Below are 22,697 nucleotides of genomic sequence, written 5' to 3'. Positions count from 1 at the left end.
TCCCTCGACCTGCTCGATCTGCATCGATCCGGATCCGGATGCGCCGAAGCCGTGTGCCTCGCCGGACACGCTAGGGCCGGGCCGGGGCCGCCCGGAAAGCCGCCGGTAACAAAGCGCGCATTGCGTCATGCAGGCGTCGGAACGGCGCGAGTGTTACGCCGGACGACGCCTCAGGAGCGTTCACGACGACTCGGCAGCAAGGAGAACCGGGCGGGCCCGGCAGCACTCCGTGGGCCTCCGGGGCCGTTGCCGCCCGAGCCCTCGGCGAGGTCGGCGAGGATGCGGCCGACGGCCGGCACGAACGCGAAACCGCGCTCGGGCAGCCCCGCCCCCACGACGACGGGCCCGATCCGGTCGATCACGAACTGGGTGTCGGCCGTGCGGGCGAACACCGACCAGGTCTCGACCGCCCCCTCCGGATCCGCTCCCGGCAGCCACTCCCGCAGGTAGCGTTGAAGGGCCGTGCGCTGACGCGGATCCGGTCGCGCAGGCCCGGCATCGGGGTCGACGACCTTGCCCACGTCGCGCCAGCGCAGCACGACTCCCGAGGGGTCGGGCACCGCGTCGAGGGCCCCCGGCCACGACCGGTGGCGGCGGGAGCCGGGCTCCGGCCGATGGCTGAGCACGGGCCAGGGCTCCTCGAGCGGATGCTTGCGGCTGTACCGGGTGGGCTGGCTGCGGCCCACGATCGTGTGCGGAAGGGCGATCACCCGGCCGAGCAGCTTGCTGGTCCAGACCCCCACGGCGAAGACGGCCTGCCGTGCCACGACGACCTCGCCGCTGCCCGCCGGCTCGCCCTCGGCGTCGACGGGCTGCACCTCCAGTCGCACCTCGTCGTCGCCGAGCACACGCACCCGGGTGACGCGATGGCCGTGGCGGAACTCGGCGCCCTCTTCGGCCGCCGCCCGGCGGAGCGAGGCGACGGCGGCGACCGGGTCGACCGACCCGGCACCCGGTGTCGAGAGCACCCGCTCCTCGAACACCAGGCCCGGCCAGCGCCGCTCGGCCTCGGCGGCCGGCAGCGCCTCGGCCTCGAAGCCGAAGCGCTGCACGAGCTCGGTGAGGACGTCGAGATCGGGCACGGCGCCGTGCAGCGCCGCTCCGGTGCGCCAGACGAGCGGACGCTCGCTCGAGGCCTCGAGTTCGGCCCACTCCGGGACCGCTTCGCGGAGCATCGCGAGCCGCACCGAGTCGGCGGAGGCGACGAGGAAGGGATGCGCGGAGAAGGCTGCGGCAGCGGGCTCGGCGGGGCCGCCGGGGCTTTCGGAGCCGGCGGCGGGCTGGGGGCCGGCTGCCGGGCTCTGTTCGAGCACGAGCACCTCGGCGCCGCGCCGGGCGAGCTGCCAGGCGGCCGCGGAGCCGAGAGCGCCGCCGCCCACGATCACGGTGTCGACGGAGAGGACCATGCTCCGACAGTAGGGACGGCGCCCACCGCGGCCGCCTCGGCCGACACACTGTTACACCGTGTGAACGAGTGTGAAGCGCCGGGTCGCGCAGGCGGTCGGAATACGCAGCAGGCCAGCCTGCGGCGTGCGCGGGCTCAGCCGGCAGCGTGCGCGAGCTCAGCCGGCGGCGTGCTTCACCAGGTCGGCGATCGTGGCGGCCGACGCGTCGTCGATGCGGCTGAGAGCATAGGAGGTGGGCCAGAGCCCGCTCTCGTCGTCGAGGGCGGCCTGCGAGCTGAAGCCGAGGGTGGAGTAGCGCTCCTTGTCCTGCTGGCCGCTGCGGAAGAACACCACGGGCTTGCCGCCGCGTGTCCACGCCGGCTGACCGTAGAAGAGCTTCGGGGCGAGGTCGGGCGCGACCTCGGTGACGATCTCGTGCAGCCGCTCGGCCATTCCGCGGTCGGGCTCCGGCATGCCCGCGATCTTCTGGGACATCGTCTCCGCCTCGGCGGCGGCCTTCTCCGCCGCCTTGCCACTCCGGCCCTGTGCCTTGAGCTCGGCGGCGCGCTCCTTGATGGCGGCGCGCTCCTCGGCCGAGAATCCGTCGTCGGCCGTGGCCTGTGCACTCATCGCGTGGTCCCCTGGTCCTGGTCGGTGTCGGCGTCGGATCCCACGCTAGCGCCCGTCTCCCGCTCGGTGCTTCTCGATTCCTGCTCGTGTGCCAGGGCGTCCGCGAAGGCTTTCTCGATGGCGCAGTGGCGGGCGTGCACGACGTGCGCCCAGTCCGGGTGGGTGATGGCGTAGCGGCGGCCGTCGCGGAGAGCGTCGAGAGCCACCGCGGCCACCTCCTCGGCGGTGATCCAGCGGAGCCCGGCGCCATCTCCCGCCGCGAGATCGACGTCGACCAGCCCGCGATCCGCGGCCCCGTCGAGTCCACCCGCGCCAGCGTCGACCGCGCCGCCGGCGCCCGCCGAACCCGGCCGGTTGCGCGAGCTCGAGCCGAGCGCCGTGCGCACGGGTCCCGGTGCGAGGAGGGTCACCGCGATCCCGTCGGCCGCGAGCTCCTCGGCGAGCACCTCGGTGTAGGCGGTCACCGCGAACTTCGTGGTGCCGTAGCCGCCCATGCCGGCATCCGGCGAGAGCCCCGCCATCGACCCGGTGTTCAGGATGCGCCCACGCGTCTGCCGCAGCTGCGGCAGGAAGGCCGTGACGCCGTGGATCGTTCCGGAGAGGTTCACCCCGAGGAGCCAGTCCCAGTCGGCGTCGGTCATGCGCTCGAGCGGCGCCGCCGAGGCGACCCCGGCGTTGTTCACGAGCACGGCAGCGGGGCCCAACCTGTCCCGCACGCCCGCGGCGAGCGCCTGCACGCTCGACGTCGAGCTCACGTCGACCTGGAAGGCCTCTACGCCGAGCTCACGGGCTGCACGCTCGGCCGCGTCGGCATCGATGTCGGCCACCGCCACCCGCGCCCCCGCCCGCACGAGCTCCGCCGCGATGGCGCGACCGATGCCCGACCCGCCGCCCGTGACGACCGCCACCTCGCCCTCGAAGCCCCTCACGACGTCGATCCGTCCAGGTCGAGGTCCTCGGCCGGGGCGGCGAACGGATGCGCGAGGTCGTCGGGCCACCCGTCCAGGTGCCGCCCGATCAGCCGCCACTCGCCCCCGCGCTCCTCGACCTCGTCACGCAGGTGACCGCTCATCCGCAGCTCCACCTCGCCGGTCTCCGGATCGCGCACCGAGGTGAGCCAGTACGACCACACCGTCCAGCCCCGTGCATCCGGGATGCCGGCCTTCGCCCGCGCGTCGTAGAGGTGATTCGACAGCCGGTGCTGCGTGCGGCTCGGCCCGTCGAACCGCGGCTCCGACATCGCGCGGATCTCGTCGATCCCCGTCCACGACCGCCGCACACCGTCCGGGCCGACCTCGCTGAAGTCGGCCTCGGGCCAGAACGTCGCGAGGTAGAGCCCGAGGTCGCCCGTGTCGAGCGCCCAGAGCCCGGAGTGGAGGAGATCGGCGATGGCGGCCCGCTCCTCGGCGCCGGGCACAGCTCTCACCGATCCGGAACCGCGGCCGGAACCGCCGCCGGAACTCAGGCCCGCACTGACTCCCGGGCTCCCACCCGCGCTCACGCCCGGGTGCCTGCGGTGTCGGCCGGCGCCCCACCAGCGGCAGGCGCGGCACCGCCCGCCGGCACCGCATCCGGCATGTCGAACGCCGAGCGCTGCACGCCGAGGATCGTGGCGCCGATGCCCTGCATCCACACCCCGTACTGCGCCGCCGCGTGCGTGCGGTACATCATGATGTCGCGCGCGTACCGCTCCATCCGCCGCCCTGGCCTCGCCTCGGAGCTTCCCGCCGACTGGAACAGCAGGTCGACGGCCTCGGCGGCGAGCCGCCCGGCCTCGAGCGTGAGGCCGTTCAGCCGCGTGTCCATGCCTCGCGTCAGCGGGGCGCCGCGGAGCACGAAGGCCTCCGACCACTCGGCGATGGTGTCGGCGACCTGCATCAGGATGGCCTCGGCGGCGTCGGCCTTGATCGACGCCTCTCCGAAGATTCGCTGGCTCGCGGGGTCGTGGTCGCGGAGCGCGAACGGGGGCAGCGGAGCCTTCCGCACGCGGGAGAGCTCCTCCCACTCGTCGAGCGCCGCCCGCGCTGCCCCCACCGTGACCGCGGCGAGCTCGGCACCGAGGAACGCCTGCACGCTGCCGACGTACATCGGGTTGCCGTGCAGGGCGGCCCCGGTCTCGGCCGGATCGATCTCGCCCGCCCAGGTGGCCGGAACCAGATGCTCGGCCGGCACGAGCGCCCGCTCGAACGCCACCGAGTTGGAGCCGCTCGCCCTCATGCCGAGCACGCGCCCCTGGCCCCAGTCGTCGAGAGGGGTGTAGGCCGAGCGCGGCAGCAGCACCTGCGCGGTGCGGGGCCGGCCCGCGGCGTCCGTCTCGCCCTCGACCGTCACGAACACGATCGCGTGGGTCGAGAACGGCGATCCCGACTGGTAGCGCGAGACCCCGGTGAGCTCGTAGCCGCCCTCGACCTTCCGCGCCGTGCCCGCGGGCGAGAGGCTGTGCGACGAGCGGAAGTAGCCCTCGGGCGCCGCGAACGCCTCGCGCTGCACCGACTCGGGCCAGAGCGCCGCCGCTTGGATGTTGTGGGAGTGGCCGAGGCAGTAGCACCAGCCCGATCCGGGATCCGCGGCCGAGATCTCGATCACGACCCGCAGCCACGTCTTCAGCGACACCTCGAGCCCGCCGAAGCGGCGCGGAGTGAGGAGGTGGTTGAGGCCGAGCTCCTGCATGCGCTCGTGCACCTGGGTGGAGTAGTGCCCGCGCTCCTCCGCCTCGTCCTGCTGCGAGCGGATGAGCTCCTTGAGCGAGCGCGCCCACTCCACCACCTCGTGCTCGGTGGCGTCGCGGTCGAACGAGGTCGCCGGTCCGGTGCTGCTGGTGCTCATGGTGTCTCCTCGGGGATCGCTGTCGTGGGAATGAGGGTCGGAGTGGTCGGCATCAGGACGACGCCGGTGAGCTGCCTCGGGTCGGCGAGCGCCGGGTATGCGTCGGCACCCGCCTCGAGGGGGTAGCGCGCCGTGATGATGGCATCGGGCCGGAGCGCGCCGCGGGCGAGCAGCTGCTCGTACTCGGGCACGATCCGGCGCACGTCTCCCCCGCCGCACTGCGAGCCGGCGATCGTGCGCGACGAGAGCGCGTACTGCAGGTTGCTCAGCGTCACCTCGGCGGTGAGGCTCTCGAGGCCGGTCGGCACCACGACGCCGCCGTAGCGGGTGGCCTCGAACGACTGCCGCATGGCGAGGGTCGTTCCGGCCGCCTCGAGTCCCACGTCGGCCCCGCGACCCTCGGTGAGGGCGCGCACGGCGGCGGGCACGTCGCCGGATCCGTCGAGGGTGTGGGTGGCGCCGAGATCGAGGGCGCGCTCGCGTCGCCAGGGATCCGGATCGATCGCGATCACGGTCGTGGCCCCCGCGAGCCGGGCGGCCTGCACCATCCACAGGCCGAGGTGGCCGCATCCGGAGACCGCGACGGACTGCCCCGGCCGCACGCCCGCGACCTCGAGCACGCTCCCGAGGCCCGAGGTCACGCCGCAGCCGAGCAGGGCGAGCTGCTCGGGTGGCACCGCTCCCTCGACCCGCACGAGGTTCGACTGCGGGTAGACGAGGCGCTCGGCGTGGCTGCCGATGCCGCCGTCGCCCCACACGACCTCGCCGTCGACGGTCTCGCCCACGCGGCGCTCCATGTGCTCGAAGATCTTCTCGCAGGCGCCGGGCGCCCCGTTCCGGCAGTAGAAGCACTCGCCGCACTGGTGCGTGCCGACCACCACCACGCGGTCGCCGGGCCGCAGCCGGCCGACTCCTGCGCCGACCTCGACGACCTCCCCGGAGGCGGCGTGCCCGAGCACGGTCAGTCGGCCCCCGGATGCGCCGCTCGCGGCGTCCCATCCGCCACCCGTGCCATCCGCCTCGTTCGCCGCGTCCGCGCCTGGCGCATCGCCCGCCGCCCCAGGCGGATCCACCGTCAGCAGCTCGGTGCGGCACACCGCCGAGGCGTGCAGCTCCACGAGCACCTCCCCCGGCCCCACCGGGTCGAGCTCGACCTCGATCAGGCGCGGAGCGGATCCGTCGCCCCGCGCCACGAGGGCTCGCGTCGACGTCACCGGGGCCAGATCCCCTGCTTGCCGGGGGCGAGGACGCCGTTCGGGTCGACCGCCGCCTTGAGCGTGCGGGTGAACTCGCGGAGGGCGTGGTCGTTCCAGCTGAACTGGTCGGCCACGGCGTCCATGAACTCCAGATGCGCCCGGTACTCCCCGTAGCCCTCGGCCGCGAGAAGGGGCACGAGCTCGGCGAAGGCCGTGCGCACCTTCTCCGACTCCACCGGATCGGCGGCGTCGAAGAAGATCATCAAGACGTTGACCGCGTGCCGGTCGGTGGCGAGCCAGCCGCCGATGTAGTCGAAGCCCGCCGCCTCGATGTGGGTGCGCATGATGCGAGACGCCGCGGCCACGTGCTTCCCGGTGAGAGGCGACACCGGGCACAGGCCGATGTGCGCTCCCGTGGGGCCGTTCGCCCGCCAGCGCACGCCGTCGGCGAGGAGCATGCCCGGGATGCCGGCGGCGAAGTGGTCGCCAGGGGCGACCTCGGCGGCCGTGGCGTCGCCGTCGTAGCGGTTCACCACCACGCGGCCGCCCGGCAGCGCCTCGATCGCGCGCCGAAGCCGCTCCTCCTTGAGGTCGAGCAGCGCATCCGAGCCGTAGAGGGCGCACTTGATGTTCCAGCGGCCGAGACCCAGGTCGTCGGCGAGCACCTGCACGACGTCATCCGGCACCACGCCCTCGCCGTCGTACCAGCGCTCCCGCGGCGAGAGGCCGGCGGCCACCCCCACGGCGTTGGCGGCGTTCACGACCCCGTCGATGGTCTTGTCGAGCTTGAGCTCGCGGATGGCGTCGACGAGCTGCGGCAGCGCATCCTCGTCGTCGATCATGAGCCGGCAGGCGGCGAAGCGCTCGGGTCGCGGCATGAGCCACACCCCCATCTTCACCACGATGCCGAGGTTCGACTGCAGGAACAGCCCCTCGAAGCCCGGCCCGAAGCCACCTCGGTAGAGCGGCCACGTCTCGGATCCGGGCAACGCGCCCATGCCGGTGCGGATGAGCTCGCCGGTCGGCAGCACCACCTCCATGCCGCAGATGAACTGCTGGTGGTCGCCGTGGGCCGTGTAGCCGTAGCCGCGCTCGAGCGCGTTGCCCACGACGCTCCCCCAGCCGAGGTCGGGCACCGAGGCCCAGAGCCGGGAACCGCGCTCGAGCAGGGCCTCGTGCAGCTCGAAGAAGCTCACGCCGGGCTCCACGAGGGCGTAGGCGGTCTCGTCGTCGACCTCGAGCACCCGGTTCAGGCGCGAGAGGTCGATCACGACGCTGCCGGACTGCCTCGGCGCGGGGCCGCCGTAGCCGAGGTTCTTGCCGCGGCCGATCGGCCAGAGCGGCACCCGGAGCTCGTTGGCCAGGCGCACGACGGCCTGCACCTCGGCGACCTCGCCCGGGCGCACGGCGCCGGCGGGAAGGAACGCCCGGCTGTCGCCGAGGGCGTAGGAGTCGAGGTAGTCGTCGACGTCGTCGGCGCGCGAGACGTTCTGCGCTCCGATCAGATCGGCGGCGCGCTCGAGCAGCAGTGCGGCGGGTGCGGTGTCGTCTGCCGCCACCTCAAGCTCCCGCGCCGGCGGTCGCCTCGGCGTTCGCTCCTGCTTGCGCCTCGGCGAGCGGATGCGCGACGTCGCCCGGCCAGCGCTCCACCCAGCGCTGCACGAACCGCCACTGCCCGTCGCGGCACTCCACGACGTCGCGCGAATGACCGGTCGAGCTGAACGAGACCTCGCCGGAGCCGGCCTCGCGGTGGCTCGTGAACCAGTAGGAGCGCACGTCCCAGCTGCGGCCGGCCTCCCCGGCGGTGTAGAGCCGGTTCGACTCCCGGTGCTGGTGCCCGCGGTAGCCGCCGAAGTGGCCCTCCGAGAACGCACGGATGCTCGGTGCCCCCGTCCACGTCTCGACCGTCCCGTCGAGCTGCGTCTCCACGAACCGCGCGTCCGGCCAGAACGTGCCCACGTACCGGTCGATGTCGTGGGTGTCGAGCGCCCAGAGGTACTCGCTGTACAGGTCGTCGATGGCCATCCGGTCCTCGATGCCGGGGACTCCGCCTCGTGCGCTCATCGTCGTGCTCCTTTGCCTGATGACGAGGGCGCCCGCTCGTGCCGGACGCCCTCGATCACGCTAAAGAGAGGAAGCTCCCGTCGTCAAACGCGCTTTCCCGGGGAAGCATCCGCGTTTCCCCGCGGAACCGTCGTCATCCGGCAAGGCGCGCCGAGACCAGGCGGTTGAGCGAGACGTTCTGCTCGGCGGCCTCGATCGCGAGTCTCCGATGCACCTCGGCGGGGATGCGGACCACGAACCGACCCGAAGAACTGCGGTCGGCCAGGGCTCCCGGCGGTGTCTCACCGCCCGCCTCCATCTCGGCGACCACGTCTGCTGCCAGCAGCTGCTTCACCTGATGGGGCTTGGCCATGCCGCGCACGTTCTGGATGTTGACCCGCGGATCGCCCGGCGAGTACGAGTTGTGGAGGACAGTCGCCTTAGGGCTGGATGTGCAGCAGAGGTGACGAAGAGGGAGCGCAACATGTCGGTACGGGTGGTGGACGACGCGGGCGGATTCCAGGACGCCGCGCGGCTCCTGGTGGACTTCAATGCGGAGTACGGGGATCCGGCGCCGGAGGCCGGGTGGCTCGCGGGGCACCTCGGGCGACTCGTGGCGAGCGGGGACACGAGCGTGCTGCTCGTCGCCGGTGGCGGGAGCGCCAGGGGCGTGGCCGTGCTGCGGTTCAGGATCTCGACGTGGAGCGCCGACACGGAAGCGTATCTGGCCGAGTTCTCCGTGCAGCCCGGCCATCGCGGCCGCGGCATCGGGACCGCGTTCCTCGAGGGTGTGATCGAGCACGCGCGGGGGCGCGGTGCCACCTACCTCGACCTCAACACGAGCGAGGACGACGAAGCCGCCCGACACGTCTACGAGAAGCGCGGCTTCGACTGCCACGAAGGCCGCGGCTCCGGCCCCCGCGCCCTCTACTACGAGCTCGAGCTGGCGTGACCTCTGCCCACCGGCCGTGGCCTCCCAGCGGGTCGTGCCAGACTGGAGGCATCCGATCGCGACAGCCCGCCGGTCGCCGAGGAGGAGAACCATGACCGAACCCAACGACGCCCGAGTCGGCCTGTACATCGACTTCGACAACATCGTCATCTCGCGCTACCAGCAGCTGCACGGCCGCAACGCCTTCCAGCGCGACGGCATCCGCGACTTCGACAAGAAGAGCCAGGATGCCGACCCCGAGGTCGCCGCACGGCTCGCGGCGGCCACGGTCGACTTCAACGCCATCATCGACTTCGCCGCCTCGTTCGGCACGCTCGTGGTCAACCGCGCCTACGCCGACTGGTCGGTGCCCGTGAACGCCGCCTACCAGCGCCAGCTCATGTCGCGCGCCGTCGACCTCACCCAGCTCTTCACCACCACCACCCGCGGCACCAAGAACGGTGCCGACATCCGCCTCGCGGTCGACGTGGTGGAGGATCTCTTCCGCCTTCCCGACCTCACCCACGTGATCATCGTCGCGGGCGACTCCGACTACATCGCACTCGCGCAGAAGTCGAAGCGCCTCGGCCGGTTCGTGGTGGGCATCGGCGTGGCCGGCTCCACGAGCACCTCCCTCGCCGCGGCGTGCGACGAGTTCGAGGACTACGACTCCCTCCCGGGCATCGAGAAGGTCACCGCCGTGGCCCCGGCCTCGCGCTCGACGTCGGCCGAGGCCGGCACCGGGGGCGGCTCCGGTTCCGCCAGCTCCTCCGGCTCCTCGCGCGGTGGCCGCCGCCGGGCCTCCTCGCCGGCCACGAGCACGGGTGCCGGTTCGAGCACCGGTGCCGACGCCGGTCAGGGCACGGATGCAGCCGACGCACCCGAGCAGGAGACCGCCGCCACGCGCACCCGCCGCGCCCCCACGATCCCGATGTTCTCCCACACCGACGACGCCCCCTACGACGAGCCCGAGCCGGCCGACGACATCGATCCGCAGACCGTCGCCACCGAGCTGCTCGTGCGCGCCCTGCAGATCGGCCACGCCAAGGGCGACGCCGACGAATGGCTCAACACGGGCACCGTCAAGAACCAGATGCGCCGGATGGATCCGTCGTTCAACGAGAAGCCCCTCGGCTACCGCTCGTTCACCGACTTCCTCTCGTCGCGCGGAGACCTCGCCGAGCTCGAGGAGGACGGCCCGCAGCGCCTCATCCGCTTGCGCCCGGGTGCGAGCACCGGCGGAACCTCCCGCTGACGCGAGCCGTCGCGCACCACGGAATTCACCGTGGTGCGTCCGCGTGGATGCGCTCTGCTCTGCGAGCCGTTGCTAGCATCGCGCTGTGACCTTCGGAGCCCGCCTCGCCATCGCCATCACCTTCATCGTCGTGGGGGTGGCGGCGCTCACCATCATCCTCACCCTCGAGATCGACGGCGGGGCGCCGCAGTGGCTGCATTGGATCTCCTGGATCGGCGGCGGACTCTTCGCAGCCGGCATCGGCAACCTGGTGAACGCCTTCCGCCTGAGGAACGTGCCGAGGGTCGACCGTCAGGAGTAGCGTCGGCCGCATGGCAGACGAACTCTCCCGTGGCGACGAGGTCTCCTGGAAGACCCACGGCACCACCACCTCCGGCAAGGTCGAGAAGAAGATCACCTCCGACACCGAGGCGGCGGGCCGCACCGTGCGCGCCGACGACGACGACCCCCAGTACCTCGTGAAGAGCGACAAGTCCGGCCGCGAGGCCGTGCACAAGCCCGAGTCGCTCAAGAAGAAGGCGTAACTACGCGAAATCGTGAGACCGACGCCGTATACGGGGTCGGTCTCACGAATTTCTGCACTTACACGTCGGATCGACGACCTCGCGAGGTCTCAGACGCTCGGATGGCGGGCGTGAGCGCTCAGGTGGCGAGCGCCTTCCGCACGAGCTGCGCGAGGCGCGGGGCGGTCTCGGCCTCGAACCAGGGGTTGGCGCTGCGCCAGCCGCGCGCGAGCGGTGACGGGTGCACGATCGGGAACAGCGGCAGGTAGCTCTCGGCCCGCCGCACGGTGTCGGTGAGCGTGGGGCCTCGGCGAGCGCCGAGGTAGTGCTTCTGGGCGTAGGCGCCGATGAGGATGGTCAGCCGCACGTCGACGAGCTGCTCCAGCACGAGCGGATGCCACGCCTCGGCGAAACCGCGCCTGGGCGGTGCGTCACCGCTCGCGCCCTTGCCCGGAAAGTAGAAGTCCATCGGCACGATCGCCACGTTCTCGGGGTCGTAGAACTCGGCGTCCGTCATCCCGAGCCACGAACGCAGGCGCACTCCGCTCGGGTCGTTCCAGGGGATGCCGGTCTCCTGCGCGAGCCGACCGGGCGCCTGGCTGATGATGAGCACGCGTGATCGCTCGGAGGCCACGACGAGCGGCTCGAAGCCGGCCTCGGTGGCCCAGGCGTTCGTCGGATGCGCGGCGACCTGTGCCCGGATCTCGTCGAACACGCCCACCCCACCAGTCTGCACCGATGCCGCTAGCATCGGTGCCATGACGGAACCCACCCATGAGCAGCTCGAGGCCTCGCAGCACACGGAGCGCCGCACGGTCGGCGGAGAGCTCCGGTACTACCTCAGAGATGTCGGCGCGCATCTGAAGAAGCTCGATCAGCCCTTCAACCCCGACGGCCTCGAGGCGTGGTTCACGCCCGACGGAAAGTTCCACGCCCAGGGCCTCGGCCCCAACCCGGCCCTTGCCGGCGTCATGGGCGCGGCGGCCGGAGCGGCGATCGCCGCCGGCTGACGCCGCCCGCTACTCGGCGACGACGACCGTGAAGGTGAGCGGCTGGATGCCGCCGTCGGCGTTCGTGAGCGTCACCTCGGTCTCACCCACGGCGAGCGCCTCCACGCCCGGGTTCGTCTCGGCGCTCCCGCCCGAGGTCCCCTTCACGAACGACGCCACCGACGTGTCGGCGACCTCTCCCGTGTAGCTGTCGGTCGCCAGATCACCGGTGTTGATGTTGAGCACCTGCCCCACCACGAGGTCGACGATCTCCCCCTGCAGGTCGTCGGCCTCCATGGTCAGCGGCGTGATCACGTCGCCGCCGATCGGAGCGTCCGACGAGGACGACGAGGTCTCGGCGGGAGTGGAGCTGCAGGCGCTGAGCCCCACGACGACGGCCACGATCCCCGCGACGGCGATGAACTTCGAGATACGCATGGGCTCAGTATCCCAGCCGCCCTGCGCCGGAACGGTCACGATCCGGCAACGCGGTCCCCCCAGAACACGGCACAGCAGGCATTGTGAACAGTGTCCACATACGGCACCATGAAGGCATGCGAGAAGAGCTGCACGAGCGCCACGGCGAGCGGATGCTGCGAGTGAACGGGGTCGACCTGTGCATCGCAGAGTTCGGCGACGAAGGGGGCCAGGGCGTCGTGCTCGTGCCGGGTGCGTCGTCGGCCTCGGACTGGTGGGACGACGCGTTCTGTGAGGCCCTCGCGGCCGGCGGTCACCGCGTCGTGCGCTACGACCTCCGCGACACCGGCCGCTCCACCACCCGCCCGCTCGGCCAGCCCGACTACACGGGCGACGACCTCGTCGAGGATCTCACGGCGCTCATCCGGGCCCTCGAGCTCACGCCCGCCCACGTCGTCGGCCTCTCGCTCGGCGGCGGACTGGCGCAGCAGCTCGCCATCGCCCACCCCGAGACGCTCGCCTCGCTCTCCCTCCTCTCGACGAGCCCGGGCGGCGACGACCTGCCGCCGATGTCGGCCGAGCTCGCCGCCTCGTTCGACGCCCCGTCGCAACCCGACGACGAGGGCGCGCCGAGCGTCCGCGAGGCCTACGTCCGCTCGACGCTCGCCGACGAGAGTCGGTTCGGCGGCACGATCCCCGTCGACGAGCAGCGCATCCGGCGCATCGCCGGCCGCGTGTTCGATCGCTCGATCGACGTCGAGGCCGGCGCCAACCACTGGGGCATCCCCTCGGCCTCCGGCACCCGTGCCCAGCTCGCCGAGATCGCGGTGCCCACCCTCGTGGTGCACGGCACCGAAGATCCGCTGTTCCCCCTCGCCCACGGCGAAGCGCTCGCCCGCGAGATCCCGGATGCGCGCCTGCTGCCGGTCCCCGGCCTCGGCCACCAGTTCCCACCACCCGAGACCTGGGACCTCATCGTCCCGGCCCTCCTGGAGCACTTCCGCAGCGCCAGGTGACGCCCCGGCCGCTCCCGTAGGCTGAGCGGCATGGCCACTGTCATCCTCGTGCGGCACGGGCGCACCACCGCGAACGCCACGGGCATCCTCGCCGGCCGCTCCGAAGGGGTGCGCCTCGACGAGGTGGGTGTCGAGCAGGCCGCCGTCGCCGCCCGACGGCTGGCGGCGGTTCCGCTCGCGGCCGTCGTCTCGAGCCCTCTGGAGCGCTGCCGCCAGACGGCCGCGGCGATCCTCGCCGAGCAGAGCGCATCGCCGGCACCGGCCTTCGAGCTCGACGACGGCATCACCGAGTGCGGCTACGGCGACTGGACGGGGCGCCTCCTCCGCGAACTCGCCGAGGAGCCGCTCTGGAAGGTCGTGCAGTCCCAGCCCTCGGCCGTCGTCTTCCCGGGCGGCGAGTCGATGGCGGCCATGCAGGCCAGAGCGGTCGCGGCCGTCCGTCGCCGTGATGCCGAGATCGAGGCCGAGCACGGTCCGCAGGCGGTGTGGGTGGCCGTGAGCCACGGTGACGTCATCAAGTCGCTGCTGGCGGATGCACTCGGCCTCCACCTCGACCTGTTCCAGCGGATCGGCGTGGGCCCCGCCTCGCTCTCGATCGTGCGCTACAGCTCCGCCCGGCCCGAGGTCGTCGCCACCAACACCGAAGCGGGCGACCTCTCCTGGCTCCGGGCGGCTCCCGCCCCGGATCCGGCGGGCGCCCCCGTGGGCGGCGGCGCCGGCCACGCCCCCGCCTGACGGACCGGGATACGGCCCGCATCTACACCGCACCTGTGCGCGCGTGGGGTGGCAGGGCCGCCCGCCGCTCGTAGGATGGGCGCATGCCCACCATCGCTCACGAGTTCGTCTGGCCGGACCGGGTCGTCATCGGCACGATCGGCCTCCCGGGCGCCCGCACCTTCTACCTCCAGGTGCGCTCGCGCGCGCAGATCATGAGCGTCGCCCTCGAGAAGGAGCAGTCGGCGCTCCTCGCCGAGAAGATCGACGAGATCCTCGACGAGCTCATGGTGGGCGACGGCAACCCGTTCAGCGTTCCCGCCACGACCCCGGTCGAGCTCGTCGACAACGACCCGCTGGAGCTTCCGCTCGACGAGCAGTTCCGCGCCGGGGCCATGAGCCTCGGCTGGGATCCCTCGACCGTGCAGATCGTGGTCGAGGCCTTCCCGGTGCAGGAGATCGACGACGCCGACTTCGATCCCGAGTCGATCGAGAGCATCAGCCAGCTCGAGTCCCTCGTCGAGCCCTCCGAGGTGCTGCGGGTGGGCATGCCGGTCGGCACCGCCCGCGCCTTCGCCAAGCGCACGCGCGAGGTCGTCGGGGCGGGCCGCCCGCTCTGCCCGCTCTGCGGCACGCCGATGGACCCCCAGGGTCACATCTGCCCGGTCGCCGACGACCTGTGACCGTGGGCCCGGGCGAACCCGACGGCGCAGCCTCGAGCGCAGCCCCCGGTGTCACGCCCGGCGAACCCCTGAGCGGCGTGCCGAACGGCGAGCTCGAGCTCGTGGGCCGCATCACGACGGCCTCCAACGCCACCTTCCTCGGCCGCATCGACGGCACCGAGGTGGTCTACAAGCCCGTGCGCGGCGAGAGCCCTCTCTGGGACTTCCCGGACGGCACGCTCGCCGGCCGCGAGGTCGCCGCGTTCCTCGTCTCCGAGGCGCTCGGCTGGAACGTCGTGCCGCCCACCCTCCTCCGCGACGGCCCCCTCGGCCCCGGCATGGTGCAGCTGTGGCAGAACGCGGATCCGGAGCAGCACCCCGTGGACCTCGTCGACGCCGACGACGTGCCCGAGACCGGATGGCGCCCGGTCTTCGAGGGCCGTGACGAGGAGGGTCGTGCCGTCGTGCTCCTGCACGAGGACTCCGCAGCGCTCCGCCGCATGGCGGTCTTCGACGTGGTGGTGAACAACGCCGACCGGAAGGGCGGGCACGTGCTCGCGATGCCCGACGGCCATCGCCACGGTGTCGACCACGGTCTCGCGTTCCACGAGGAGCACAAGCTGCGCACCGTGCTCTGGGGCTGGCTCGACGAGCCGCTCGACCCCGATGAGCTCGAGGGCCTCGCCCGGCTGCGGCTCGCCCTCGCCGGCGACCTGGGCGAAGCGCTCGCCGCGCACATCCTGCCCACCGAGATCGAGGCCCTCGAGCGGCGCTGCGATCGTCTCGAGCGAGAGGCACGATTCCCCGGGCCGGAGGGCGACATGCCCGCCGTGCCGTGGCCGCTGTTCTGAGAGCACCGTCCGAAGTCGTCTCATCCGCCCCGCTCGGCGGCCAGGAGCGGTTCACTGGAGTCATGCTGTCCCCGCAGCAGCCCCGCCGGCCCTCCGGCCAGAACCGCGAAGGAAGACCCGAATCATGAGCACACCCTCGACCGCCGATCTCGCCCTTCAGTTGAAGGCCCTCCACGAGGCCCCCGAGATCCTGAGGGTGGTGAACGTCTGGGATGCGATCAGCGCCAAGACGGTCGCGGCCCTGCCCGAGACCCGTGCCATCGCCACGGCCGGCCACTCCATCGCCGCCGCCTACGGCTACGACGACGGCGGCATGCCGCTCGAGCTCGCCCTCGCGGGCGCGAAGGTCGTCGCCGATGCGGTGGACCTGCCCGTGACGGCCGACCTCGACGACGGCTACGCCGACCCGGCCGAGACCATCCGCCGCGCCATCGGCTTCGGCATCGTGGGCGCCAACGTCGAAGACCGGCTGCGCCCGTTCGACGAGTCCGTCGCGCGCGTGAGCGCGATCATGAAGGCTGCCGAAGCCGAGGGCGTCGACTTCCAGCTCAACGCCCGCACCGACGCCATCGTGCGCGGCGGCGACCGCCCCAAGAGCGAGAGCATCGCGGATGCGATCGCCCGCGGGCGCGCGTTCCTCGAGGCGGGCGCTCCCCTGGTCTTTGTGCCCGGAGCCCTCACCCGCGACGACGTCGAGGCGCTCGTGGAGGGCCTCGGCCGCGGCCGGCTCTCGGTGATCGGCGCCCCGGGCGCCCTCCCCGCCGCCGACTACGAGGCGCTCGGCGTGGCCCGCATCTCCTACGGCCCGTTCACGCAGCGCGTCGCCCTCCGCGCCCTCCGCGACGTGGCGGCCGACCTCTACGGGACCGGCGTCATCCCCGAGGACACCCCGGCCCTCAACTGAGCCGGCTGCTCGCCCGCCTCAGGGCAGCGTCGCGACGGCCTCGATCTCGACGAGCGCGCCGGGCTTCGCGGGCGCCACGGTGAGCACCGTGACGGCCGTGCGGCGCTGCCCCCACACCGCCGCACTCGCGGCGAAGGCCTCCATGGGGTCGACCCCCGGCGCGAGGTAGATCGACATCCGGGCGACGTGCTCGGGCCCCGTGCCCGCCTCGGCCAGCACGGCCAGCACGTTGCGAAGGGCCTGCTCGGTCTGGGCCCTCAGCCCCTCGAGCAGCGCTCCGTGGCCGTCGATGCCGTTCTGCCCGCCCACGAACAGCAGCGGGCCGGACGGCACGAGCATCCCGTGCGCGAAGGCCGGGCTCTGCGGCAGCTGGGGCGGATCGACGGGTGTGGGGATCGACATGGCGTCGAGGATCCCACTCGGCGCACCCCAGGTCAACCCGTGCGGCGACCGTTTCCGGGCGCGGGCCGATCCGGGCCGACCTGGCTAGGGTCGGGAGGGCGGCGAACGCCCGGCGAGCACCCCACACCGAGCGCCCACACCGGGCACCCACACCGCACGACCACGGAGGCGCATGATGTCCGAGACCGATCAGACCGGCATCCCGGATGCGACGACCATCGAGACGACGGCCCGCACCATCGCCATCCTCGGCGCCGGCGGCGACCTCACCGAGCGCCTGCTGCTGCCCGGGCTCGGCCAGGTGCTCGATGCCGCACGTGAGGCCCGCAACCCGCTCGAGCTCCGCGTCGTGGGAGCCGCTCGCACCCCGCAGTCGCGTGAGGAGTGGCAGGGTCTCGTGCGGCGGAGCCTTGAGGCCGCCGGCATCGGTGAGCAGAGCGTCGAGGAGCTCGCGAGCACCGCGGAGTTCGTGCCCACCGACGCCTCCGACCCGGCCGAGCTCAAGGCCCTGATCGACGCCTGCCCCACCTCCCCCGTGCTCTACGTGGCCCTGCCGCCGTCGATGGGCCGCACGGTGGCGGAGTCCCTCGCCGCGCTCGATGTGGCCGGCGACCTGCCGGACGACCTCCTCGTGGCCATCGAGAAGCCCTTCGGTGAGGACCTCGCCGACGCCCAGGCCCTCAACGAGGAGCTCGCGGCGGTCGTGCCGGAGGAGCGGCTGTGGCGCATCGACCACTTCCTCGGCGAATCGACCGTGCTCGGCATGCTCGGGCTCCGTTTCGGCAACGCCCTGTTCGAGGCCGGCTGGAGCGCCGCGAGCATCGAACGGGTCGAGATCGTCTTCGACGAGGAGCTGGGTCTCGAGGGCCGCGCCGCCTTCTACGACAGCACGGGTGCACTCCGTGACATGCTGCAGAGCCACCTGCTCATGGTGCTCGCGCTCACGGCCATGGAGCGCCCGGCCGCCGTGACCGCCCCCGAGGTGCACGACCGCGTGGCGGAGGTGCTCGGCGCCGTGCGGCTCTGGCGCGACGACCCCTCCACCGCCCGTCGCGCCCGCTACACCGAGGGCCGCGTCGACGACCGCTTCTTCCCCTCCTACGTCGACGAGGAGGGCGTGGACGCCTCGCGAGGCACCGAGACGCTCGCCCAGATCGTGCTGCAGATCGACGTGCCGCGCTGGCAGGGCGTGCCGTTCGTGCTGCGCTCGGGCAAGGCCATCGGCAGCCCGCGCGCCGAGGTCGCGGTGCACTTCCGCGACACGCGGCCGCCCGAGGGACTCGAGGCACCCGAAGGGGCGGGCCTCGGCACGGCGCTCCGGATCTCACTCACCGACGGATCGATCGATCTGGGAGTGGTGCTCAACAGCGCGGGCGAGCTCGGCGGCCTCGAGGGCTCCGCTCTGCGTGCCGCCCCCTCCGCCCCCGTGCTGGGACCCTACGCCCAGGTGCTCGCCGGCATCCTGCAGCAGGACACGCTGCTCTCGGTGCGCGGCGACGTGGCCGAGCAGTGCTGGCGGATCGTCACCCCCGTGCTGAACGCGTGGGCCGAGGGCGCCACGCCGCTGGAGGAGTACGAGGCCGGATCCGCGGGCCCCGAGGGCTGGTGATCGGGCGTAGCGTGAAAGCATGCCCGCACTGACTGACACCTACACCCTCTCCAACGGCGTCGAGATCCCCAAGATCGGCTTCGGCACCTGGCAGATCCCCGACGGCCCCGAGACCTACGACTCCGTCGCGGCAGCGCTCGAGGCCGGGTACCGGCACATCGACACCGCGCGCGCCTACGACAACGAGAAGAGCGTGGGTCGCGCGATCCGCGACAGCGGCATCCCTCGCGACCAGATCTTCGTGACCACGAAACTGCCCGCCCAGGCGAAGGACACCGCGTCGGCCGAGGCGGCGTTCGAGAAGACGATGTCCGAGCTCGCACTCGACTACGTCGACCTCTACCTCATCCACGCGCCCTGGCCGTGGGAGGAGATGGGCGCCGACTACACGGCAGGCAACATCGCCGCGTGGACAGTGCTGAACGGCATCCACGAGGCCGGCCGCAGCCGCGCCATCGGGGTCTCCAACTTCGAGGTGCCGCACCTGGAGTCGATCGTGGAGGCGACCGGCGTGATGCCGCACGCCAACCAGATCCGCTGGTTCGTGGGCAACACGCAGCCCGAGACCGTGAACTGGTGCCGCGAGCACGATGTGCTCGTGGAGGCCTACTCGCCGCTCGCCACGGGTGAGCTGCTCGAGAACGAGGAGCTCAAGGGCATCGCGGATCGGCTCGGCCGTTCGGTGGCGCAGGTGTGCCTGCGCTACGCGCTCGAGAAGAGCACGCTGCCGCTGCCGAAGTCGACGACGCCGTCGCGGATCGTGGAGAACGCCCAGCTCGACTTCGAGCTCTCGGCCGACGACGTGGCGGCGCTCGACGCGCTCGACGACCCGACGGCGTAACGGTTGCCGGCGGGCCCGGCTCCGGCGGCGGGCTCAGTCGACGAGGTCGGGGTCGCCGCCCGGGCGCACGGCCGCGTCGTCGCGCACGTCGATCCGCGTGACGCCGTCTCCGGCGTCGGTGACGTCGATGCGCGGCGCCGCGTCGTCCTCGGTCGACTTGGGAGCCGTGGTCAGCTGGTCGTGACGCTTCTCGTCATGGGTGCGCTCAGACATCCGATGCCTCTTTCTTCGGGGCGGCCTTCCGGCTCGCCGCCTTCTTCGCGGCCGCGTCGGCGCGCTTCCGGGTGTTGAACGCGATCGCCTCGCGCACGAGCTGGGCGAATGCGTTCTCGTCGACGGTGTCGCCCTCGAAGAGCTCAACCGAGCGCCGCTGGTTGCCGCCGAGCTCGCCGTTGAAGAGCCCGTGCGGGTCGTCGAGAGAGGCGCCGTAGAGGAATCCGAGCTTGACCTTGGCCTTGAAGATGTCGCCCACCACGAGGATGCCGTCGAGCTCCCACACGGGCGAGCCCATCCACTTCCACTCCTCCACGATGGCCGGGTCGACCCCCACGATGACCGCGCGCATGCGCGCGAGCGCCTCACCGCGCCAGTCGGGATGCTTCTGGATGAGGGCGTCGATCTCGTCGGACGGTGTGGCCATGACGCCATTGAACCACCGGCCCGCCCCCGCCACCACCGCGCCGCGCCCGCCGCCCGATCCGCCTGCCACCACCGGCCGTGTGATGGACTGGGCGCATGGACTCCGCCCCGCCCGCCGACCGCACTGCTCTCCTCCTCGCCGCCTACGACGAGCAGCTGCGCGGCGAGGCCGAGACCCCGAGCCAGCTCTCGGTGACCGCTCTCGGGCCGCTGCGGCTCGTGACCTTCGCGCACGGCCGCGGATTCGTGACCTACCGCGACCTCGGCGGAACGGGGCGGGTGGAGATCCGGGAACTCGTCGCCGGTGCGCTCGAGCACTATCGCGCCGATCCCGGGATCACCCGCGTCGAGTGGAAGACCCGCGGCCACGACGCGGCGCCCGGTCTCGCCGTGGCGCTGCTCGAGCACGGCTTCGCACCCGACGAGACCGAGTCGATCATGATCGGCGACGCCCAGGCGCTGGCGGTCGACGTCCCCCTCCCCTCGGGCGTGATCCTCCGCCGGGTGACCACGGAGGCCGACGTGCGCGCGATGAGCGCCATGGCCGACGCGGTCTTCGGCGATCCCGTCTCGGAGGAGATGGCCGACGCGCTGCTGCGGCGCCTCGAGCGCGCCGACGGCATGGAGCTGTGGGTCGCCGAGGCCGACGGCCGCATGCTCGGCGCCGGTCGCCTCGAGCCGGTGGCCGGCACCGCCTTCGCCGGCATCTGGGGCGGCGCGGTCGTCTCCGAGTGGCGCGGCCGCGGCCTCTACCGTGCCCTCACCGCGGCGCGGGCCCGATCGGCGCTCGGGGCCGGAGCCTCGCTCATCCACAGCGACTCCACCGAGTTCTCCCGCCCCATCCTCGAGCGCTCCGGCCTCGTCAAGGTCTCGACCACCACCCCCTACCGCTGGAGGCGGGCATGAGCCGCAGCGCACCGACGTCGTTCACCCGCCTGCTCGGCATCGAGCAGCCGATCGTGCTGGGGGCGTTCGGCGGGCTCTCGTCGGTGGAGCTCACCGCCGTCGTCTCCGAGGAGGGCGGCCTCGGGTCGTACGGCCTCTACGGCTACGACGCGGTGCGCATCCGCGAGACGGCGGCCGCCCTCCGCGCCCGCACCGACCGGCCGTTCGCGCTCAACCTCTGGCTGCCGGTGCCGGGAGAGGTCGCGCCCCAACCGGACGACGAGGCGTTCGCCCGCCACCTCGATCCGCTCCGCCGCTACTTCGACGAGCTCGGGCTGCCGCACCCCGACCGGCCAGAGCACTACCTGCCGCCGGTCGAGGAGCAGCTCGAGGCCGTGCTCGAGGCGCGGCCGGCCGCGGTGAGCGTGGTCTTCGGGCTTCCGGATCCGGGTTTCGTCGATGCCGCCCACGCACTCGGCATCCGTCTGATCGGCACCGCCACGACGGTCGAGGAGGCCGTGGCGCTCGAGGCGGCCGGGGCCGACGCGATCGTGGCGAGCGGCGCCGAGGCCGGCGGGCACCGGGTGTCGTTCCTCCGGCCCGCCGAGGAGTCGCTCGTGGGCCTGTTCTCGCTGCTCCCGCAGGTCGCCGACGCGGTGGGCGTGCCCGTGGTCGCGGCGGGCGGCATAGCGGATGCCCGTGGCGTGCGCGCGGCCTTCGAGCTCGGGGCTGTGGCCGTGCAGGTGGGCACGGCGTTCCTCGCGACCGGCCAGTCGGCGGCATCCGCGGCCCACCGCGATGCGCTCGGCACCCCCGAATCGCGCTCGACCGTGCTGACCAGGGCACTGAGCGGGCGCCTCGCACGGGGCCTCCCCAACCGGCTCACGCAGGAGATCAGCGATCCTGCGCCGTTCCCGGTGCAGAACTGGCTCACCGGCCGCTTCCGCCCCACGGCGGCCGAGCGCGGCGACCGCGAGCTGCTCTCGCTCTGGGCGGGGCAGTCGGCGGCCCTCGCCCGCCACACGGATGCCCGCACCCTGTTCCACGCGCTCCTCACCGACAGCGCCGCGGACCCCGCCTGAGACGGGGGAAGCCCCGGCCGAAGGGGCCGGGGCTTCCGAGCGAACGCCGAGCGCGAGGCCGGCGGTCAGGGGTGTTCGAGGATCAGGCCTCGCTCATGACGAGCTTCTCGGCCTGACCGCGCGCCGCGAGGGCGGCGGCGCGGGCGGCGAGACGGCGCGACTGCTCCGCCTGGCCGGCGTCGAGCTCGTCCTGAGGCACGGCCACGCTCTCGACGTGGTTCACGCCGTTGTACTTCTCGATGTAGGCGTCGAGCTCGGGGCCAGACTCCCACGAGGTGATGAGGCAGTAGCGCGCCGAGTCACCGGGGTGGGTGGCGGCGTGCCAGAGGCGCTGGGTGTCGACGATGAGCTGCGCACCGGCGGGGAGCGCGATGCGCACCTCGCCCTCGGGGTCGGTGCGGTTGTGGCGCAGCACGAAGTAGCTGTCCTTGTCGTCGGTCAGGTTGAAGAAGCCGCGCACGACCCAGCCGGTGCCGTCCGGGTTCAGGCGGTTGTTGTCGTCCTGGTGCAGGTTGTAGAGGCAGTCGGCGTAGGTGTTCGGCTGCAGCTCGATCACGCGGCAGCGGCCGACATTGGCGCCGGGCTCCTGGGCGCGGCGGGTGAGGTCGGGCGCCTTCGCGGTCTGCGAGTCGATCCAGACGCCGTCCTTGTCGGTGCGCGGCGGCTTGTGGTTCCAGAAGCCGTTGCACTCGATCTCGCCCTTGGCGCTCGCCAGAGGAGCGAACCGGGTGTCGCCCGAGGACTTCCAGTCGTTGTACTCGATGTCGAGCCACTCCCGGGGATCCATCTCCCGGTCGTACTTGTCGAGCACGACGTAGCCGGTCTCTTCCAGCGCTGCTGATGTGATGTATGCCATGACGATCGCCATGTCCTTTCGTCGGTGGACCAGCACGTTTTAACAGGTCCAACTAAGGTCA

The 22,697-nt window shown here is 72.5% G+C and carries 29 protein-coding genes; 14 read left to right on the top strand and 15 right to left on the bottom strand.

Translation table 11 applies throughout. The annotated features are described in order from the left end of the window. Positions 1 to 170 precede the first annotated feature (170 nt). From N1028_RS07580 to N1028_RS07540, 9 genes are all read right to left on the bottom strand, one after another. The gene (locus N1028_RS07580; protein WP_259526332.1) at positions 171 to 1,406 is read right to left on the bottom strand and encodes an NAD(P)/FAD-dependent oxidoreductase; all 1,236 of its coding nucleotides are present in this window, start codon (positions 1,404 to 1,406) and stop codon (positions 171 to 173) included. 156 nt (positions 1,407 to 1,562) lie between these two features. Next, positions 1,563 to 2,015, bottom strand: coding sequence for a DUF1801 domain-containing protein (locus N1028_RS07575; protein ID WP_259526331.1), 453 nt, complete (start codon positions 2,013 to 2,015; stop codon positions 1,563 to 1,565). Next, a complete protein-coding gene (locus N1028_RS07570) occupies positions 2,012 to 2,944 on the bottom strand; it encodes an SDR family oxidoreductase (RefSeq protein WP_259526330.1) in 933 nt (310 codons plus the stop codon). Before N1028_RS07570 ends, N1028_RS07575 begins: the two co-directional genes overlap by 4 nt. Continuing rightward, complete coding sequence (locus N1028_RS07565) at positions 2,941 to 3,441, bottom strand: nuclear transport factor 2 family protein (protein WP_259526329.1); 501 nt, start codon at positions 3,439 to 3,441, stop codon at positions 2,941 to 2,943. The genes N1028_RS07570 and N1028_RS07565 overlap by 4 nt, the downstream gene beginning before the upstream one ends. A 71-nt stretch (positions 3,442 to 3,512) precedes the next feature. Further along, positions 3,513 to 4,841: an acyl-CoA dehydrogenase family protein gene (locus N1028_RS07560; protein WP_259526328.1), complete on the bottom strand. Its 1,329-nt coding sequence runs from the start codon at positions 4,839 to 4,841 to the stop codon at positions 3,513 to 3,515. Further along, entirely contained in the window at positions 4,838 to 6,055 is a 1,218-nt protein-coding gene (locus tag N1028_RS07555; protein WP_259526326.1) for a zinc-binding dehydrogenase, read from the bottom strand. Before N1028_RS07555 ends, N1028_RS07560 begins: the two co-directional genes overlap by 4 nt. Beyond that, positions 6,052 to 7,596: an FAD-binding oxidoreductase gene (locus N1028_RS07550; protein ID WP_259526325.1), complete on the bottom strand. Its 1,545-nt coding sequence runs from the start codon at positions 7,594 to 7,596 to the stop codon at positions 6,052 to 6,054. Before N1028_RS07550 ends, N1028_RS07555 begins: the two co-directional genes overlap by 4 nt. Position 7,597: 1 nt before the next feature. After that, positions 7,598 to 8,101, bottom strand: a complete 504-nt coding sequence (locus N1028_RS07545; protein WP_259526324.1) for a nuclear transport factor 2 family protein — start codon at positions 8,099 to 8,101, stop codon at positions 7,598 to 7,600. 133 nt (positions 8,102 to 8,234) lie between these two features. After that, the gene (locus N1028_RS07540) at positions 8,235 to 8,453 is read right to left on the bottom strand and encodes a toxin-antitoxin system HicB family antitoxin (RefSeq protein WP_259526323.1); all 219 of its coding nucleotides are present in this window, start codon (positions 8,451 to 8,453) and stop codon (positions 8,235 to 8,237) included. Between the two features lie 111 nt (positions 8,454 to 8,564). Between N1028_RS07540 and N1028_RS07535 the strand changes: the two genes are divergently transcribed. The 4 genes from N1028_RS07535 to N1028_RS07520 all read left to right on the top strand — a co-directional run bounded on the left by N1028_RS07535 (position 8,565) and on the right by N1028_RS07520 (position 10,790). Further along, positions 8,565 to 9,032 (top strand): GNAT family N-acetyltransferase, encoded by a 468-nt coding sequence (locus N1028_RS07535; protein ID WP_259526322.1) that lies wholly within the window; start codon positions 8,565 to 8,567, stop codon positions 9,030 to 9,032. Between the two features lie 91 nt (positions 9,033 to 9,123). After that, positions 9,124 to 10,266 carry an NYN domain-containing protein gene (locus tag N1028_RS07530; RefSeq protein ID WP_259526321.1) on the top strand — a complete coding sequence of 381 codons (1,143 nt, stop codon included), beginning with the start codon at positions 9,124 to 9,126 and terminating at the stop codon, positions 10,264 to 10,266. A gap of 85 nt (positions 10,267 to 10,351) precedes the next feature. Further along, positions 10,352 to 10,567 (top strand): hypothetical protein, encoded by a 216-nt coding sequence (locus tag N1028_RS07525; RefSeq protein ID WP_259526320.1) that lies wholly within the window; start codon positions 10,352 to 10,354, stop codon positions 10,565 to 10,567. A gap of 10 nt (positions 10,568 to 10,577) precedes the next feature. Next, positions 10,578 to 10,790, top strand: a complete 213-nt coding sequence (locus N1028_RS07520) for a hypervirulence associated TUDOR domain-containing protein (RefSeq protein WP_259526318.1) — start codon at positions 10,578 to 10,580, stop codon at positions 10,788 to 10,790. A gap of 118 nt (positions 10,791 to 10,908) precedes the next feature. Here the strand turns inward: N1028_RS07520 and N1028_RS07515 are convergent, their stop codons facing one another. Then, entirely contained in the window at positions 10,909 to 11,490 is a 582-nt protein-coding gene (locus N1028_RS07515; protein ID WP_259526317.1) for a uracil-DNA glycosylase family protein, read from the bottom strand. A gap of 37 nt (positions 11,491 to 11,527) precedes the next feature. Between N1028_RS07515 and N1028_RS07510 the strand changes: the two genes are divergently transcribed. After that, complete coding sequence (locus N1028_RS07510; RefSeq protein WP_259526316.1) at positions 11,528 to 11,779, top strand: hypothetical protein; 252 nt, start codon at positions 11,528 to 11,530, stop codon at positions 11,777 to 11,779. A gap of 9 nt (positions 11,780 to 11,788) precedes the next feature. Here N1028_RS07510 and N1028_RS07505 read toward each other — a convergent pair whose 3' ends face one another. After that, positions 11,789 to 12,196, bottom strand: coding sequence for a hypothetical protein (locus tag N1028_RS07505; protein ID WP_259526315.1), 408 nt, complete (start codon positions 12,194 to 12,196; stop codon positions 11,789 to 11,791). A 116-nt stretch (positions 12,197 to 12,312) separates the two neighbouring features. Between N1028_RS07505 and N1028_RS07500 the strand changes: the two genes are divergently transcribed. The 5 genes from N1028_RS07500 (at position 12,313) to N1028_RS07480 (ending at position 16,322) form a co-directional block, all read left to right on the top strand. After that, positions 12,313 to 13,191, top strand: coding sequence for an alpha/beta fold hydrolase (locus tag N1028_RS07500; RefSeq protein ID WP_259526313.1), 879 nt, complete (start codon positions 12,313 to 12,315; stop codon positions 13,189 to 13,191). A gap of 30 nt (positions 13,192 to 13,221) precedes the next feature. After that, positions 13,222 to 13,926, top strand: coding sequence for an Rv2135c family putative phosphatase (locus N1028_RS07495; RefSeq protein WP_259526312.1), 705 nt, complete (start codon positions 13,222 to 13,224; stop codon positions 13,924 to 13,926). A gap of 83 nt (positions 13,927 to 14,009) precedes the next feature. Further along, positions 14,010 to 14,588 (top strand): Rv2134c family protein, encoded by a 579-nt coding sequence (locus N1028_RS07490; protein WP_259526311.1) that lies wholly within the window; start codon positions 14,010 to 14,012, stop codon positions 14,586 to 14,588. A 68-nt stretch (positions 14,589 to 14,656) separates the two neighbouring features. Next, positions 14,657 to 15,418: an Rv2133c family protein gene (locus N1028_RS07485; protein WP_259526569.1), complete on the top strand. Its 762-nt coding sequence runs from the start codon at positions 14,657 to 14,659 to the stop codon at positions 15,416 to 15,418. Positions 15,419 to 15,542: 124 nt separating this feature from the next. After that, positions 15,543 to 16,322 (top strand): isocitrate lyase/PEP mutase family protein, encoded by a 780-nt coding sequence (locus N1028_RS07480; RefSeq protein WP_259526309.1) that lies wholly within the window; start codon positions 15,543 to 15,545, stop codon positions 16,320 to 16,322. A gap of 18 nt (positions 16,323 to 16,340) precedes the next feature. Here the strand turns inward: N1028_RS07480 and N1028_RS07475 are convergent, their stop codons facing one another. Continuing rightward, positions 16,341 to 16,724: a RidA family protein gene (locus N1028_RS07475; protein ID WP_259526308.1), complete on the bottom strand. Its 384-nt coding sequence runs from the start codon at positions 16,722 to 16,724 to the stop codon at positions 16,341 to 16,343. 175 nt (positions 16,725 to 16,899) lie between these two features. Here N1028_RS07475 and N1028_RS07470 point away from each other — a divergent pair, with 175 nt between their 5' ends. Together N1028_RS07470 and N1028_RS07465 are read left to right on the top strand one after the other, a co-directional pair. Continuing rightward, a complete protein-coding gene (locus tag N1028_RS07470; RefSeq protein WP_259526307.1) occupies positions 16,900 to 18,333 on the top strand; it encodes a glucose-6-phosphate dehydrogenase in 1,434 nt (477 codons plus the stop codon). A 19-nt stretch (positions 18,334 to 18,352) separates the two neighbouring features. Further along, positions 18,353 to 19,174 (top strand): aldo/keto reductase, encoded by an 822-nt coding sequence (locus N1028_RS07465; protein ID WP_259526306.1) that lies wholly within the window; start codon positions 18,353 to 18,355, stop codon positions 19,172 to 19,174. A gap of 33 nt (positions 19,175 to 19,207) precedes the next feature. On the opposite strand, the gene N1028_RS07460 is transcribed toward N1028_RS07465, so the two are convergent. Then, positions 19,208 to 19,387 carry a hypothetical protein gene (locus N1028_RS07460; RefSeq protein ID WP_259526305.1) on the bottom strand — a complete coding sequence of 60 codons (180 nt, stop codon included), beginning with the start codon at positions 19,385 to 19,387 and terminating at the stop codon, positions 19,208 to 19,210. Continuing rightward, positions 19,380 to 19,814 carry a DUF1801 domain-containing protein gene (locus N1028_RS07455; RefSeq protein ID WP_259526304.1) on the bottom strand — a complete coding sequence of 145 codons (435 nt, stop codon included), beginning with the start codon at positions 19,812 to 19,814 and terminating at the stop codon, positions 19,380 to 19,382. The genes N1028_RS07460 and N1028_RS07455 overlap by 8 nt, the downstream gene beginning before the upstream one ends. A gap of 95 nt (positions 19,815 to 19,909) precedes the next feature. Between N1028_RS07455 and N1028_RS07450 the strand changes: the two genes are divergently transcribed. Further along, on the top strand, positions 19,910 to 20,719 hold the full coding sequence (locus N1028_RS07450) for a GNAT family N-acetyltransferase (RefSeq protein ID WP_259526303.1): 810 nt from the start codon (positions 19,910 to 19,912) through the stop codon (positions 20,717 to 20,719). Then, complete coding sequence (locus N1028_RS07445; RefSeq protein ID WP_259526302.1) at positions 20,716 to 21,780, top strand: NAD(P)H-dependent flavin oxidoreductase; 1,065 nt, start codon at positions 20,716 to 20,718, stop codon at positions 21,778 to 21,780. Before N1028_RS07450 ends, N1028_RS07445 begins: the two co-directional genes overlap by 4 nt. Before the next feature lie 82 nt (positions 21,781 to 21,862). On the opposite strand, the gene N1028_RS07440 is transcribed toward N1028_RS07445, so the two are convergent. Then, positions 21,863 to 22,636: a hypothetical protein gene (locus N1028_RS07440; protein ID WP_259526301.1), complete on the bottom strand. Its 774-nt coding sequence runs from the start codon at positions 22,634 to 22,636 to the stop codon at positions 21,863 to 21,865. Positions 22,637 to 22,697: the final 61 nt, after the last annotated feature.

The sequence above is a fragment of the Herbiconiux oxytropis genome, assembly GCF_024979315.1.
GTDB lineage: Bacteria > Actinomycetota > Actinomycetes > Actinomycetales > Microbacteriaceae > Herbiconiux > Herbiconiux oxytropis.
This window is presented reverse-complemented; position numbering and strand designations above follow the sequence as displayed.